12 protein-coding genes are annotated in these 14,799 nt (G+C 70.9%); 6 read left to right on the top strand and 6 right to left on the bottom strand.

The features are described from left to right. Positions 1–29: 29 nt before the first annotated feature. Together ACLIBK_RS15225 and ACLIBK_RS15220 are read left to right on the top strand one after the other, a co-directional pair. Positions 30–830, top strand: coding sequence for a hypothetical protein (locus ACLIBK_RS15225; RefSeq protein WP_415388128.1), 801 nt, complete (start codon positions 30–32; stop codon positions 828–830). Between the two features lie 189 nt (positions 831–1,019). Further along, positions 1,020–1,244: a hypothetical protein gene (locus ACLIBK_RS15220; protein WP_415388127.1), complete on the top strand. Its 225-nt coding sequence runs from the start codon at positions 1,020–1,022 to the stop codon at positions 1,242–1,244. Positions 1,245–1,279: 35 nt separating this feature from the next. On the opposite strand, the gene ACLIBK_RS15215 is transcribed toward ACLIBK_RS15220, so the two are convergent. Further along, on the bottom strand, positions 1,280–1,528 hold the full coding sequence (locus tag ACLIBK_RS15215; RefSeq protein WP_415388126.1) for a hypothetical protein: 249 nt from the start codon (positions 1,526–1,528) through the stop codon (positions 1,280–1,282). A gap of 298 nt (positions 1,529–1,826) precedes the next feature. Between ACLIBK_RS15215 and ACLIBK_RS15210 the strand changes: the two genes are divergently transcribed. The 3 genes from ACLIBK_RS15210 to ACLIBK_RS15200 all read left to right on the top strand — a co-directional run bounded on the left by ACLIBK_RS15210 (position 1,827) and on the right by ACLIBK_RS15200 (position 4,335). Further along, entirely contained in the window at positions 1,827–2,936 is a 1,110-nt protein-coding gene (locus tag ACLIBK_RS15210) for a 5-methyltetrahydropteroyltriglutamate--homocysteine S-methyltransferase (protein ID WP_415388125.1), read from the top strand. Between the two features lie 104 nt (positions 2,937–3,040). After that, on the top strand, positions 3,041–3,679 hold the full coding sequence (locus ACLIBK_RS15205) for a hypothetical protein (protein ID WP_415388124.1): 639 nt from the start codon (positions 3,041–3,043) through the stop codon (positions 3,677–3,679). Further along, positions 3,676–4,335: a hypothetical protein gene (locus tag ACLIBK_RS15200; protein WP_415388123.1), complete on the top strand. Its 660-nt coding sequence runs from the start codon at positions 3,676–3,678 to the stop codon at positions 4,333–4,335. Before ACLIBK_RS15205 ends, ACLIBK_RS15200 begins: the two co-directional genes overlap by 4 nt. Positions 4,336–4,392: 57 nt before the next feature. Here ACLIBK_RS15200 and ACLIBK_RS15195 read toward each other — a convergent pair whose 3' ends face one another. The 5 genes from ACLIBK_RS15195 to ACLIBK_RS15175 form a co-directional block, all read right to left on the bottom strand. Next, on the bottom strand, positions 4,393–6,723 hold the full coding sequence (locus tag ACLIBK_RS15195) for a xanthine dehydrogenase family protein molybdopterin-binding subunit (RefSeq protein ID WP_415388122.1): 2,331 nt from the start codon (positions 6,721–6,723) through the stop codon (positions 4,393–4,395). Between the two features lie 181 nt (positions 6,724–6,904). Further along, on the bottom strand, positions 6,905–10,075 hold the full coding sequence (locus ACLIBK_RS15190) for an efflux RND transporter permease subunit (protein WP_415388121.1): 3,171 nt from the start codon (positions 10,073–10,075) through the stop codon (positions 6,905–6,907). A 6-nt stretch (positions 10,076–10,081) separates the two neighbouring features. Further along, positions 10,082–11,428: an efflux RND transporter periplasmic adaptor subunit gene (locus ACLIBK_RS15185; RefSeq protein ID WP_415388120.1), complete on the bottom strand. Its 1,347-nt coding sequence runs from the start codon at positions 11,426–11,428 to the stop codon at positions 10,082–10,084. Between the two features lie 399 nt (positions 11,429–11,827). After that, the gene (locus ACLIBK_RS15180) at positions 11,828–13,054 is read right to left on the bottom strand and encodes an MFS transporter (RefSeq protein WP_415388119.1); all 1,227 of its coding nucleotides are present in this window, start codon (positions 13,052–13,054) and stop codon (positions 11,828–11,830) included. A 110-nt stretch (positions 13,055–13,164) separates the two neighbouring features. After that, positions 13,165–14,568: an FAD-binding oxidoreductase gene (locus ACLIBK_RS15175; protein ID WP_415388118.1), complete on the bottom strand. Its 1,404-nt coding sequence runs from the start codon at positions 14,566–14,568 to the stop codon at positions 13,165–13,167. Between the two features lie 151 nt (positions 14,569–14,719). Between ACLIBK_RS15175 and ACLIBK_RS15170 the strand changes: the two genes are divergently transcribed. Next, positions 14,720–14,799, top strand: an 80-nt coding sequence (locus ACLIBK_RS15170; RefSeq protein ID WP_415388209.1) for a transposase, incomplete at its 3' end; no start/stop codon positions are given.

Genomic DNA, 14,799 nt, shown 5'->3' with positions numbered 1-14,799 from the left:
GAACCCGGGAAGAAAGAAGGCCAGAACCCATGCTCGCATTCATCCGCAACCTCGTCGGCGTGAAGACCGATCAGGCCGTCAACAACGCCGTCGAGGCGATCGTCCGCTGGGACCCGAAATCGGCCACCGAGGCGGAGCTGCGCACCATGGAGCAGCACCTCGACCAGCTGGGCATGCGGGTCGCCGAGGCGCGGCAGGCCTACGACAAGGAGAAGAAGGAAGCCGACACCATCCAGGCCCTGTCGCAGCAGCGCTTCGCCGCGGCCGAGCAACTGCAAACGCGCGCGGAGGCCGAAGCCGACCCGACCCGCAGGGCCGAGCTGGAAAAGTCGCTCGCCACGCTGCTCTCCATGCTGGAGGAAATGGCACCCGAGGTGGAGCGCGAGAAGCAGGACGCCGTGGACGCGGCGGAGTTCCTGCAGACCCTGCAGCAGACCTACGACCAGGCCGGGCAGAAGCTGCGCGCCGCCCGCACCGACCTGACCCGGGCGCAGCTCGACATGACCCGCGCCGATGCCCAGCGCGAGGCGGCCGAGCGCCGGGCCGAGGCGGCCCGGCAGGCCGCCGGGCTTTCGGGGGCCACCAGCGGGCTGAACGTGGCGCTGAAGGCGATGCAGGACGCCGCGGCGCGCGACCTGGCGCATGCCGAGGCCGCCAACGCGAAGGCAAAGCTGTTGACGCCGACGCGGCCCGAGAAGGACGACCCCAACATCGCCGCGGCGATGGCGGCCGCCTCGGGTGCCGGTTCGACGCCCACCAGCCTGGGCGACCGGCTGGCGGCGCTGCGAGTGCGGCAGGGCACGCAGAAGCAGCTTGCCGGTCCGGGCTGACCGGAGGGGGGCCACTCGGCCCGATGGTCCGGGCACCGGGGCAGGGCGCCGTTGCGTCCTGCCCTAGGCTTTGGCGCGCTCACGCCGCCATGCGCCATGATCACGAAACGCTGAACGGAGGGCCGGTTTAAGGTTCCGGCAAGCTGGGAAGGTCAGCCTGACCGAAGCCTCGAAAATGGGAGCCCCGGTATGCAGGACGCGACGACCGCCAATTCGCCTTTCCACCCGGACGTGCCGGCGCCCGAACAGATGCGGGCGGAGCGGGAACGCCGCATGGCGCATGCGCAGCGCTGCCGGCGGCTGCCGCCCGTGAAGCCCGCAGAGTCCGACCTGCTGGTGTCGCAGTTCCTGGCCCGGGGCGGCGGGGTGACGCGGTGCCCGACCGCCTACCTGCTGCCCAGCGTCGGCGGCTGACGGCTCAACCGCTCCCCCAAGGGCCAGGCCACGCCTCAGTAGCTCGGGCGTCGGTTGAAGCCCATGCGGGGCAGGGGCTTCGGCCCCATCACGGCGTCGATCTCCGCCTTGGCGCGGTGCACGAGGTCCGACAGGGTAACGGTGGTGCTGTCGCGGGTGACCTCCCTTGGGGCACCCATGGAGCGGGGCGGGTGGATGATCACGGAACAACCCGCCTTGCCGTGGTCCAGCAGCTCGATCTGATGGCGCCGGTAATCCCGGAACTGAACAACCGACAGGGCCATGTCGAACCTCCTCATGGGCCGAGGGCCTCGCCCTCCCGCACCGAGGTGAGAGTATAGGGAGCGCTATGCTGCATCGCAACATAAGCTGTCCGGGTGTGGACCCTTCCGCCGGGCAGCGTACGACCTCCGGCACCTCGCATCGCTGCATTCCGGGCTGCTGACGGGGGCGCAGGAAGCCCTGCCGCTTGACGCTCCGGGGCTGCCCGTGGCAACCGCCCGGCCATCATCGGCCGCGGCGGGGCATCGGCGTCCCCGCGCCATGCGCGGCAACCCACGCCCGTCGCAGGACACCCCGAACATGCCTCAAGGCAAGCCGCCCTTCCGCGCCGACCATGTCGGCAGCCTGCTGCGCCCGCCGGAGCTGCGGGATGCCCGCGTCGCCCGTGCCGAGAACCGCCTGGACGCCGCCGCGCTGCGCGAGGTCGAGGACCGCTGCATTCGCGACGCCATCGCCAAGCAGCAGGAGATCGGCCTGCGCGCCGTGACGGACGGCGAATATCGCCGTGCCTTCTGGCATTTCGACTTCCTCGCCGGGCTGGGCGGCGTGGAGATGTACGAATCCGACCAGGGCATCCAGTTCCAGGGCGGCCAGACCAAGGCCTACGGGCTGAAGGTCACCGGCCCGCTGCGCTACGACGCCCCGGTGATGGTGGATGACTTCCGCTTCGTGGCGGAGAATGCCGGCGGTTCGGTCGCCAAGATGACCATCCCGTCCCCTTCCGTGCTGCATTTCCGCGGCGGCCGCCGGGCAGTCGACACCCACACCTATCCGGACATGGACGGCTTCTTCGCCGACCTCGGCAACGCTTATTCCGGCGCGGTGGAAGCCTTCGCCGCGGCCGGCTGCCGCTACCTGCAGCTGGACGAAACCAACATCGCCTATCTCTGCGACCCGCATCAGCTGGAACAGCTGGAAGCGCGCGGCGAGAAGGTGGAGGGGCTGCTGCAGACCTACGCGACGCTGATCAACACCGCGATCGCCAAGCGCCCGGCCGACATGACCATCTCCATGCACCTGTGCCGGGGCAATTTCCGCTCCATGCACATCGCGGCCGGCGGCTACGACCCGGTGGCGGAGGTGCTGTTCAACGGCATCAACTCCGACGCCTACTTCATGGAATATGACGACGAGCGCTCCGGCTCCTTCGCGCCGCTGCGCTTCCTGCCCAAGGGCAAGACCGTCGTCTTGGGCCTGGTGACCAGCAAGACCGGCGAGCTGGAAAGCAAGGACCTGCTGAAGCGCCGCCTCGAAGAAGCGGCGAAGTTCTGCCCGATCGAGCAGCTGGCGCTCAGCCCACAATGCGGCTTCGCCAGCACGGAGGAGGGCAACCTCCTGACCGTCGAGCAGCAATGGGCCAAGCTTTCCCTCTGCATCGAGGTCGCGCGGGAGGTCTGGGGCGAGGTCTGATCACACCGCCCCACCCTGGCGGCGCGGCGCGACCGATACCAAACTGAGACAGACAGGCGCGGGGTTATGAACCCTCGTCGCCGTCCCAGGAGGTTCCGCCGACGATGCGCCGCCGCTCTCTCTTTCCAGCGCTGTTCCTGGCGCTGGCCACCGCCTGGTCGGGCCAGGCACGGGCGCAGGACCCGTCCTTCGACCTCGTGAACCGCACGGGGCGGCCGATCATCGAGGTCTACGCGACGCCCTCGCGCGTGCCGAACTGGGGCTACGACCGGCTGGGCAGCGAGGTAATCCCGCCCGGCCGTTCCCACCGGGTGAGGATCCAGAACAGCGGCGATTGCGTCTTCGACCTGCGCGTCGTCACCGCCGGCGGCGAGGTCGAGGACCGACGCGGCCTGGACACCTGCCGCCTGCGGGAGGTCGTGTTCGGCACCGCCGGCGGGGTGCCGGCCACCAGCGGCAAGGGCGGCCAGCCCGCCTACGCCGAGCCGGCGGGCAACCCATCCTTCAACCTGCTCAACCGCGCCCGCCAGCCGATCCGGGAAATCTACGCCTCCCCCGCCTCGCGCCCGGACTGGGGCGGCGACCTGCTGGGCAGCGAGATCGTGCCCCCCGGACGCAGCTACCCCGTGCGCCTGCCGCTGGGCGAATGCCTCTACGACCTGCGCGTGGTCTATGCCGATGGCCGGACGCAGGACCGCCGCGGCGTGGACACCTGCCGCCTGTCGCGGGTGGCCTTCCCATGATGCGCCGCCTGCTGTTCGGGCTGCTGCTCCTCGCGGCGCCCGCCCTGGCGCGTCCTGCCGCGGCGCAGGACGACCCGTCCTTCAACCTGGTGAACCGGTCCGGCCAGACGATCCGGGAAATCTACGCCAGTTCCGCCCGTGACCAGAGCTGGGGCCGCGACCGCCTGGGTGCCGACGTGCTGCCCAACGGGCGCAGCTTCCCCGTCCGGCTGCCTGCCAGCTCCGGCTGCCAAACGGATATCCGCGTGGTGTTCCAGGACAGCCGGGCAGAGGAACGCCGGGCCGTGAACACCTGCAACACCACGGACGTGGTGTTCGGCGCCGGGCAGGGCGGGTCGGCCAGTGGCGGCAAGCCGGGCGCGTCCGGCGGCTCCCAAGCCACCACGGGCAACCCGTCCTTCAACCTCGTGAATGCCGGCACGCGGGTGCTGCAGGAACTCTACGCCACCCCCACCTCGCAGGAGGACTGGGGAGCCGACCAGCTGGGCGACGCCACGGTGCCGCCGGGCGGCCGCTTCCCCGTGCGCTTCCACGTCGGCCCCTGCCGCTACGACATCCGCGTGGTCTGGGAGGGCGGGCAGAGCGAGGAACGGCGCGACGTCGACCTCTGCTCGGTGGCCGACGTCACCTTCCGCGACGGCGCCGCGCGGCGCTGACGCCGCCGGTCCGGGAAGCGCGATCCGGCCCGGCCGGACCGCGCATCCCGGAACCGCTCAGGCCGCCAGCTTGGCGTCCTCGATCGCCTTCCACACGATCTCGGGCGTGGCGGGCATGTCCAGGTGCGTCACGCCGGCCGGTGCCAGCGCGTCCACCAGGGCGTTCATCACCGCCGGCGGCGAACCGACCGCCCCGGCCTCGCCGGCGCCCTTCACCCCGAGCGGATTGGTCTCGCAGGGCACCGACAGCAGCTCGACCTCGATCGACGGCAGGTCCTCCGCCCGCGGCAGGGCGTAGTCCATGAAGGAGGCCGAGAGCAGCTGCCCGTTCTCCGGGTCGTAGATCGTCCGCTCGTGGATCGCCTGCCCGACGCCTTGCGCCACGCCGCCATGCACCTGGCCGCGCACGATCAGCGGGTTCAGCGCGTGGCCGACATCGTCGACCACGAGGTAGCGCTTGATCTCCACCAGCCCGGTGTCGGGGTCCACCTCGACCTCGGCCACGTGGCAGCCGTTGGGAAAGGTGCCGAAGGGCACCGCCGCCACCTCCGCCGCGTCCAGCAGCGTGGCATCCTCGCCGCGGGCACGGGCTTCACGCTGCCGCTGCGCCAGCTCCAGGATGCCGATGCCGCGGTCGGTTCCGGCGATGGCGAAGCGTCCAGCCTCGAACTCGATATCGGCGGCCGCGGCTTCCAGCGCCTCGCCGGCGGCCTGCTTGCCTTTCTCCAGCACCGTCGCCGTGGTGGCCAGCAGCGCCGTGCCTTCCGAGTAGAGCGACCGCGCGCCCCCCGTGCCGCCACCCGTCGGGATCTCGTCCGAGTCACCCTGCAGCACGCGGATGCGGCTGACGGGGATGCCCAGCTCGTTGGCGGTCAGCATGGCGTAGGCGGTCTCGTGCCCCTGGCCGGTGGACTGGGTGCCGACCAGCACCTCCACCATGCCGTCGGCGGCGAAGCGGACCTCGGCACGCTCGCTCGGCGCACCGCCCGTGGCTTCCAGGTAATAGGCCATGCCGATGCCGCGGCGCTTGCCCTGCCGCTCGGAGGCCGCCTGCCGCGCCGGGAACCCCGGCCAGTCCATACGGCGCATCGCCTCGTCCAGCACCTGGCCGAAATTGCCGGAATCATAGTGCTGCCCGATCGCCGAGGTGTAGGGCATGGCGCTGGGCGGAACCATATTGCGCCGGCGCAGCTCGACCCGGTCCATGCCCAGCTCGCGCGCCGCGGCGTCGATCAGCCGCTCCACGAGGTAGTTGCTCTCGGGCCGCCCGGCGCCGCGGTAGGCGTCCACCGGGGTGGTGTTGGTCAGCACGCCGATGACGTGGGCGTAGATCGCCTGGAAGTCGTAGACGCTGGCCAGCACCTTGGTGCCGGCGCCGGTGGGGATGAAGGGCGCGAAGTTGGACAGGTAGGCGCCCATGTTCGCCAGGTTGCGCGTGCGCAGCGCCAGGAACTTGCCGTCCTTGTCCAGCGCTAGCTCGCCGGTGGTGATGTTGTCGCGGCCGTGGCTGTCCGACAGGAAGCCTTCCGTGCGCTCCGCCGTCCACTTCACCGCGCGGCCGAGCTTGCGCGCGGCGTAGCAGACCAGCGCGTACTCGACGTAGCAGAACAGCTTCATGCCGAAGCCGCCGCCGACATCGTTGGTCACCACGCGGAACTGCTCGGGCGCCAGCTTGAACACGTGGTTGGCCAGCATGTTCTTGATGTGCCAGGAACCCTGCGTCCCGGCATGCAGCGTGAACTTGCTGTTGGCCGCGTCGAAGGAGGCCAGGGCCGCGCGGCCTTCCATGCTGGCCACCACGACGCGGTTGTTCACCACGGTCAGGGTGGTGACATGCGCAGCCTTGGCGAACAGAGCGTCGGCCTTGTTCTGGTCGCCCGCTTCCCAGTCGAAGCAGGTGTTGTCGGGGATCTCGTCCCAGACGCGCGGCTGGCCGGCATCGATCGCGGTGGCGAGGTCGGTGCAGGCCGGCAGGATATCATAGTCGACGCTGATCGCCTCCGCAGCGTCCTTGGCCGCGTCCAGCGTGTCGGCCACGATGAAGGCCACGGGGTCGCCGACGTGGCGGACCTGCCCCTTGGCCAACAGGCCACGCAGCGCCTGGTGCGCCTCGGACCCGTCGCGGTTCTTCACCATGGCGACGCAGGGGATGGCGCCGATCCCGTCCGCATCCAGATCGGCGGCCGTGTAGATCGCCAGCACGCCCGGCATCGCCGCCGCGGCGGCCGTGTCGATCGTGCCGATGGTGGCATGGGCGTGCGGGCTGCGCAGCACGAAGCCGATCGCGGCACCGGCCGGATCGAGGTCGTCCGTGTAGCGGCCCTCGCCCTTCAGCAGTCGGGGGTCCTCGATGCGCCGCAGCGGCTGGCTCAGACCGAACTTCGCCATCTCTGGTTCCTCCTGGTTCGCCGGGCATCATCCGGCAGATCGGGGGGGGACGGGAAGGGGGGCAGTGCGGCACCCGGTCCCGCGCCGGTTCCCCGGTGCAGGCCCCCCCCGGCACCCCGCCGGGCCCCGGCAGGGTTCCGGGACGCGGGGATCGCCGCGGGGTGCATCCCGCGGCGAGGCGTCAGGCGGCGGGCGCCGCCGGCTTCGGGCCCTGCTCGGTGTAGCCCAGCTTGCGCTTCACCCATTCCCGGACGGTCTGGAAGGTCACGTAGAGCATCGGGATCACGAAGATGCCCAGCAGCGAGGCCGCCAGCATGCCGTAGAACACCGGCGTGCCCACCGCGCGCCGCGACGCCGCCGCGGCACCCGTGGCCGTGATCAGCGGCACCAGCCCGAGCACGAAGGCGATCGAGGTCATCATCACCGCGCGGAACCGCAGCCGCGAGCCCTCGATGGCGGCGTCGCGGATCGGCATGCCGCGCTCCCGCGCATCCTTCGCGAATTCCACGATCAGGATGCCGTTCTTGGCCGCCAGCGCGATCAGCACCACCAGTCCGATCTGGGCGTAGATGTCCAGGCTCAGCCCGTTGAACATCACCCCCAGGAAGGCCCCGGCGATGGCCACCGTGACCGAGAGCAGCACGGGCACCGGAATGGTCCAGCTCTCGTACAGCGCCACCAGGAACAGGAAGGCGAACAGGATCGCCAGCGCCAGGATGGTGCCGGTCTGCCCGGAGGCCAGCTTCTCCTGGTAGGCCGTGCCGGTCCATTCGAAGCCGTAGCCCGAGGGCAGCACGTTGCGCGAGATCTGCTCCATCGCCGCCAGCGCCTCGCCCGAGGAGATCCCGGGACGCGGCGAGCCGTTGATCGAGATGGCGCGGTAGTTGTTGTAGCGCGTGATGGTCTGCGGCCCCAGCACCACGCGCGCATCGGCCATGGCCCGCAGCGGCACCATGTCGCCGTGGCTGCTGCGGACATGGATGCGCCACAGGTCGTCGAGGTCGTTGCGGTCGGCGAATTCGGCCTGCAGGTTCACCTGCCACACGCGGCCGAACAGGTTGAAGTCGTTGACGTAGAGTCCGCCCATGGTGGTCTGCAGCGCGGTGAAGATGCTGGAGATCGGCACGCCCAGCGCCTGCGCCTTGTCGCGGTCCACATCCAGGTACAGCGAGGGCTGGTTGGCGGTGAAGGTGGAGAACACCGCCGTCAGCCGCGGGTCCTGGTTGGCCGGTACGATCAGCCCCTGCATCGCGCCGTTCAGGTCGTTGGGCGAACGGCCCTCGTAGTCCTGCAGGATGTACTCGAAGCCGCCGCCGGTGCCGAGGCCGATGATCGGCGGCACGTTGAAGGCGAAGGCATTGGCGGTGCGGATGCCCTGCACCTGCCCGAACACCCGGCCGATGGCGGCCTGCGCCGTGTCCATGGCGCCGGTCCGCTCCTCGAAGGGCTTCATCCGCACCACCACGAAGGCGGAGTTGGACTGCGCGCCGCCGTCGATCAGCGAGAAGCCGACGATGCCCAGCGTGCCCTGCACGGCCGGGTTGGTGCGCACCAGCTCCTCGATCTGGCGCGTCACCTCGCGGGTGCGGGCGATGCTGGCGGCGGGGGGCAGCTGCGCCTGGATAAAGAAGGCGCCCTGGTCCTCCTGCGGCAGGAAGCCCGTGGGCGTGCGCAGGCTCAGCTGCCAGATGCCGAAACCGGTTGCCCCGACCACCAGGATCGAGACGATGGAAACGCGCACCAGCCGCGCCACGGCGCCGGCATAGCGGTCCCGCGTCCAGTCGATCCCGCGCAGCACCCGGCCCATGATGCCGCGCCGCTGCCCGCCATGCGCCGCGTCCGGATGCGGCCGCAGCAGCAGGGCGCAGAGGGCCGGCGAGAGCGACAGCGCGTTGACCGCCGAGATCACCATGGCGGCGGAGATCGTCACCGCGAACTGCCGGAACAGCTCACCGGACAGGCCGGGGATAAAGGCGATCGGCACGAACACCGAGAGCAGCACCAGGGTGATGGCGATGATCGGCGCGGTGATCTGCGCCATCGCCTTCTTGGTGGCGTCGCCGGGGGAAAGGTGCGGCTCCTCCTCCATGACGCGCTCGACGTTCTCCACCACCACGATGGCGTCGTCCACCACGATGCCGATGGCCAGCACCATGGCCAGCAGCGACACGGTGTTGGCGGAATAGCCCAGCAGCAGCAGCACGATGAAGGCGCCGATCAGGCTGACCGGCACGGCAATGGTGGGCACGATGGTGGCGCGCCAGGAGCCCAGGAACAGGAACACCACCACCACCACCAGCACGAAGGCCTCGATCAGCGTCTTGATGACCTCGTGGATGGTGTCGTTCACGAAGTCGGTGCTGTCGTAGAAGACGTTGGTCTTCACCCCCGGCGGAAAGCGGCTTTCCAGCTCCGTCAGGGCGTTGCGCACGGCCACCGACACGTTCACCGCGTTGGCGCCGGGCGACAGGTACACCGCGAAGGCGATGGCCGGCTGGCCGTTGAAGCGGTTCTCCGTGTCCACGCTGGTGGCACCGAGCTCCACCCGCGCCACGTCGCGCACCCGCAGCACGGAGCCGTCGGAGTTGGCGCGCACGATGATGTTGCCGAATTCCTCCGGGCTGGTCAGGCGGCCCTGGGTTTCCAGGTTGATCTGGAACTGCTGCTCGTCCGGTGCGGGCTGGCCGCCCAGGCGGCCCACGGCGGCCTGGATGTTCTGCGCCTGGATCGCCTGCACCACGTCCGTGGGCGTCAGGTTCAGGCTGGTGAGGCGGTCCACCTCGAACCACACGCGCATGGAATAGTCGCGCGCGCCGAACACGTTCACCTGGCCGACGCCGGGGACGCGGGCCAGCTGGTCCTGCATGTTGATGGTGAAGTAGTTGCTCAGGAACAGCGGGTCCTGCGCGTTGTTCTCGGCATAGAGCGTGCCGAAGAGCAGCACGGCGGAGGACTGCTTGCGCACGGTGACGCCGTTGCGCTGCACCTCCGACGGCAGGCGGGCCAGGGCGGCCTGCACGCGGTTGTTGACGTTCACCGCCGCGATGTCGCCGTCCGTGCCGAGCTGGAACGAGACGTTGAGGTTGTAGGACCCGTCATTGGCGCTCTTGGACTGCATGTAGATCATGCCTTCCACGCCGTTGATCTGGGCTTCCAGCGCCTGTCCCACCGTGCTCTCGATCACGGAAGCGTTGGCACCGGGATAGCGCGTCGCCACCGACACCTGCGGCGGCACGATGTCGGGGAACTGCGCCACGGGGATGCGCAGCAGCGAGATCGCGCCGGCAATGGTGATGACGATCGCGATGACGATCGCCAGCCTTGGGCGATCAACGAAAACCGAGGAAATCATCGAGGATCAGCCCCGGCCGCCGCTGCTCGTACCCTGCGGCGCGGGGTTCGGACGAACGGTGGGCGCGGCGGGAGTCTGGCCTCCCGCGTCCTGCGGCGCGCCGGGCACCTGGCCGGAGGTGGAGCGCCCCTCGGCCGGTGCGGCCCCGGGCGTGCCGCTCCGCTGCGCGGGGGCGGCGGTGCCACCCTGCGCGGGTGCGGGGGCGGCGCCCTGGCCGCCGGGCTGCGGCGCGGCGGGCGCCGCGGCCGGGGCGGCATTGACCTCCTGGCCCGGGCGGACGCGCTGGATGCCCTCGGTGATCACGGTGTAGCCGGGCTCGATGCCCTGTTCCACCACGGACTGGTCGCCGATGGTGCGGCCGAGGCGGATGTTGCGCCGCTGCGCCTTCTTCTCGGCATCCACGATGAACACGTAGGAGCCCTGCTGGTCCTGCAGCACCGCCGCGCGCGGCAGGGTGATGGCCTGCACGGGCTCGATGCCCTCCACGAAGACGTTGACGAACTGGCCGTCCACCAGCTCGCGGTCATCCTGGCCGGCACGCACGGGGTTGGGCATCAGGGCACGGATCAGCAGCGTGTCGGTGTTGCGGTCCACCTGGTTGTCGATGAACTCGACCCGGCCGGACTGGGCAAAGGGCTGCCCGTTGGACAGGCGTACCCGCACCCGCACGGCGTTCACCCCGCCGCGGTTCTCGTAGCGGTCGCGCAGTTCCAGCACCTGCCGCTGGCTCACGGGAAAGGAAATCCGCACGGGGTCCACGGACACGATGGTGGCGAGGGTGCCGACATCCGGCCCTACCACGTTGCCCACGGTGAAGTTGGTACGCCCGATCTTGCCGTTGATGGGGGAGGCGATCTCGGTATAGCCGAGGTTGATCTGGCTCACCCGCAGGGCGGCCTGTGCGCCCAGCAGCTGGGCGCTGGCAGTGCGTTCCTGCGCCACGGCGTTGTCCAGGGTGACGCGCGTGCCGGCGCCGGTGCGCGACAATTCCTGCGCACGGCTGAGCGAGACCCGGGCATTGGCCAGCTCCGCCTCGGCGGAGGCGACGGTGGCCTGGGTCCGGGCCAGCTCCGCCTCGAAGGGCGCGCGTTCCAGGCGGAACAGCGGGTCGCCGCGCTTGACCTCCTGGCCCTCGCGGAACAGGCGCTCCTGCAGGAAGCCGGTGACGCGGGCGCGGAGATCCACCCGCTCGGGCGCTTCGACACGGCCGACGAATTCGGTGCTTTCCGTCACCGGACGGCGCGCGGCCTGGATGACGCCCACCGCCGGCGGGCCCTGCGGCCCGAACTGGGCCAGGGCCGGCACGGCAAGGAGCATCAACCCCAGGGGGGCGAGTGCGAGGCGCTGCAACATGATCTCGCCCCTCCAGGCGGAGCCCGGCGGCCGCGCGGAGCGGCGCTGCCGGATTCATGGACTGCGGCCACCAACCATCCCGGCAGGTCGGACAGCAGCGGACCGCGATGAGCACAAAGATGTTCCCGTCAGCCGGCCAGCAGGCCGCAGAAGGGTGAGACGAAGGGATGGGGCTGCCGTGGCAGCCGGTCAAGGATTGTGTTTTTTGCGCAACTGTGTGCAAAGCGCCGCGCCGCGCCGTCCCGGGGCAGGCTTTCGCGAATGCTGTTCGCAGGCAGCGCATGACCGCGCCGCCGCCGCCGCACCCCGCCCCGTTTCCCGCGCCGGCAGGTTACCATCCGCGCAGGACCCGCGCGGGCCGGTGTCCTGTGCCGGCCCCTGGAAAAATGTGGACCGGACTCAGCCGCGCAGCAGCAGGAAGGCCGCCGTGCAGACCGCCAGCGCCGCGGCGAAGAACACGAGTCCGCCACTGATGCCCATCGCCGCCGCGACCGGGCCGGAGGCGGATTGCAGCACCGCCGTGCCCAGGAAGAAGGACAGGTTCACCGCCGCCAGCGCCTTGCCGGTCTGCTCCGGCGGCACGGCCGCGCGCGTCAGGGCGAAGGTCAGCGGCTGCACGCCGATGCACAGCCCGAACAGGAACAGCACGCCGGCATCCCACAGCGTGGGCAGCGCCCCGAACGGCCCGCCCGGCCCGCCGGCCACCAGCAGCAGCAGGCAGCCGGCCGCGAGAAAGTGGCCCCCGGCCAGCAGGGCCCGGCGATGCCCGACCCGGCGGTCCAGGATGCCGCTGAGCAGGGGGCCGAGGATCAGCGCCACCGTGCCGGCCAACAGCACGTTGCCGGCCTCGATCCGGGTCAGGCCCTTGATCTCCATCAGCCAGGGCCCGCCCCACAGGCCCCGCACGCCGATCACCGCGGCAAAGGAAGCGAAGGCGATCACCACCAGCCCCCGCAGCCGGCGGGAAAACAGCAGCCGCATCACCTCCCGCGCATCGGCCCCCATGCTGCGGCCCGAAGCCGGGGACGGGCGGTCGTGCACCAGGGCCGCCACCAGCACCAGCACGGCGGCCCCGAAGGCGGCGGCCACCCAGTAGCCGGCGCGCCAGCCGGAATGCTCCACCAGCCACGCGAGCGGCGAGGCGCTGAGCAGCATGCCGGTGTTGCCCATCGCCTGGATCAACCCGGTCCACAGCCCGAATTGCGCCGGGGTGAGCAGCTTGGCCGAGAGCGTCATCGGGGTGATCAGCATCCCCGCCGAACCCATCCCCAGCACCACCTGGGCCAGCAGGTAGCCCAGCGGCCCGCCGCAGAGCGCCGCCACCACGGAGCCGACGGTGACGGTGGCCACCAGCCCCAGCGCCACGGGCCGCACCCCGAACCGGTCCAGCGCCACGCCCACCGGCACCTGGGCGATCGCGAAGGTCAGGTGATAGGCGCTGGTCAGGCCCGACAAGGCCTCTGGCCCGACGGCCAGGTCCCGCTGCAGCACATCCGCCGAGATGGCGGGCAGGGTGCGCAGCGCGTTGGACAGCATGTGCCCCAGCGCCAGCACCACCAGCGGCAGCACGAAGGCAGCCGACGCTTCCCGCGTTCCCGGCCCGCGGCCGGCTGAAGCCTGCGACACGCTGTGTTCTCTCCCCCCCGACGCGAACGGCGCTGGCGATCAGGCGCGCTGCGTCATGCCGGTGCGGCGCCGCCGGCGCCACCCCCAGCCGGGCATGGCTGCCGGGCCGGTCAGTTCCGGAACATCTTGCCCGGGTTCATCAGCCCCTTGGGGTCCAGGGCCGTCTTGATCGAGCGCATCACCGCCAGCGCCTCGGCGCCGTGCTCCTGTTCCAGGAACTCGCGCTTGCCCAGGCCGACGCCGTGCTCGCCCGAGCAGGTGCCGCCCAGCGCCAGGCCGCGCGCCACGATCTTGCGGTCCAACGCCCAGACCCGCTCGATCTCGGCCGGGTCGTTGGGGTCGGTCAGGATGGCGCAATGGAAGTTGCCGTCGCCGACATGGCCGACGATGGGCGCCGTCAGGCCGGAAGCCTGGATGTCCTCCTTGGCCCCCAGCAGGGCCTCCGCGAGGCGGGAGATCGGCACGCAAACATCGGTGGTGACGCCGCGGCTGCCCGGACGCAGGGAGGTCGCGGCCCAGTAGGCGTCGTGCCGCGCCTTCCACAGCCGGTTGCGGGTTTCGGCATCCGCGGCCCAGGTGAAGCCCATGCCGCCGCCCACCGTGGCGATCTCCTCCACCGCCTCGGCCTGCTCCTGCACCCCGGCGGGCGAGCCGTGGAATTCCAGGAACAGGGTCGGGCGCGGCTCGAAGCCTTCCAGCTTCGAGTAGCGGATGCAGGCGCCCATCTGCACCTCGTCCAGCAGCTCGATCCGCGCCACGGGGATGCCGGCCTGCATCACCGCGATCACGCTCTCCACCGCGCCGCGCAGCGTTTCGAACTGGCACACGGCGGCGGAGGTCGCCTCGGGGATGCCGTGCAGGCGCAGGCGGATCTTGGTGATCACGCCCAGCGTGCCTTCCGAGCCGATGATCAGCCGCGTCAGGTCGTAGCCGCTGGCCGATTTGCGCACGCGCCCGCCGGTGTGGATCACCCGCCCGTCGGCCAGCACCACCTCCAGCCCGAGGACGTTTTCCCGGATGGTGCCGTAGCGCACGGCGTTGGTGCCGGACGCCCGCGTCGCGCACATGCCGCCGATGGTGCAGTGGCTGCCGGGGTCGACCGGGAAGAACAGCCCGTCGGCGCGCAGGTGGTCGTTCAGCGCGTGGCGCGTCACCCCCGGCTCGATCAGGCAGTCCATGTCCTCCTGGCTGACCTCCAGCACGCGGTCCATGCGCGACAGGTCCAGGCTCAACCCGCCGCGCACGGGGGTGACGTGGCCCTCCAGGGAGGTGCCGGCGCCGAAGGGCGTCACCGGCACGTCGAAGCGGTGGCACAGCGCCAGCAGCTGCGACACCTCCTCCGTGCTGGCGGGAAAGGCCACGGCGTCCGGCAGCACGGGGGTGGTGGCGTCCTCGCCGTGCGAATGCTGCTCCCGCACGGCGGCCGCGGTGGAAAGGCGTTCGCCGAGGATGTCGCGCGCGGCGGCCAGGAACGGCTCGCCGGCAGCGGGGGCGGGGCGGGTCTGGACATTCATCGGCGGGGCATCCCTGTTGCGGCGGGCGCGCCGGGAAGCAGGCCGGCACGGGCCCGAGGGTAGGACCGCGGCGATGCCGCTCCAACCCCCGCGCGCCTCCAGGGGCGGCCTAGAGGCTGTTGTGGACTGAGGGGAGGTCCAGATTTGCGGGATGACCCGCAAGGCTTATCCGTCCGACGTATCCGATGAGGAATGGGGTCTGGTCGCACCCTACCTCGTGCTGCTGCCCGA

Origin of the sequence: Roseomonas sp. BN140053, from assembly GCF_047690175.1 — a bacterium.
GTDB lineage: Bacteria > Pseudomonadota > Alphaproteobacteria > Acetobacterales > Acetobacteraceae > Roseomonas.
The sequence above is the reverse complement of the archived record's forward strand: the minus strand, read 5'-3'. Positions and strand labels throughout refer to the sequence as shown.

Coding starts and splice junctions, on each gene's coding strand:
- ACLIBK_RS15225 (WP_415388128.1), top strand. CDS start 30: ATGCTCGCATTCATCCGCAACCTCGTCGGCGTGAAGACCGATCAGGCC.
- ACLIBK_RS15220 (WP_415388127.1), top strand. CDS start 1,020: ATGCAGGACGCGACGACCGCCAATTCGCCTTTCCACCCGGACGTGCCG.
- ACLIBK_RS15215 (WP_415388126.1), bottom strand. CDS start 1,528: ATGGCCCTGTCGGTTGTTCAGTTCCGGGATTACCGGCGCCATCAGATC.
- ACLIBK_RS15210 (WP_415388125.1), top strand. CDS start 1,827: ATGCCTCAAGGCAAGCCGCCCTTCCGCGCCGACCATGTCGGCAGCCTG.
- ACLIBK_RS15205 (WP_415388124.1), top strand. CDS start 3,041: ATGCGCCGCCGCTCTCTCTTTCCAGCGCTGTTCCTGGCGCTGGCCACC.
- ACLIBK_RS15200 (WP_415388123.1), top strand. CDS start 3,676: ATGATGCGCCGCCTGCTGTTCGGGCTGCTGCTCCTCGCGGCGCCCGCC.
- ACLIBK_RS15195 (WP_415388122.1), bottom strand. CDS start 6,723: ATGGCGAAGTTCGGTCTGAGCCAGCCGCTGCGGCGCATCGAGGACCCC.
- ACLIBK_RS15190 (WP_415388121.1), bottom strand. CDS start 10,075: ATGATTTCCTCGGTTTTCGTTGATCGCCCAAGGCTGGCGATCGTCATC.
- ACLIBK_RS15185 (WP_415388120.1), bottom strand. CDS start 11,428: ATGTTGCAGCGCCTCGCACTCGCCCCCCTGGGGTTGATGCTCCTTGCC.
- ACLIBK_RS15175 (WP_415388118.1), bottom strand. CDS start 14,568: ATGAATGTCCAGACCCGCCCCGCCCCCGCTGCCGGCGAGCCGTTCCTG.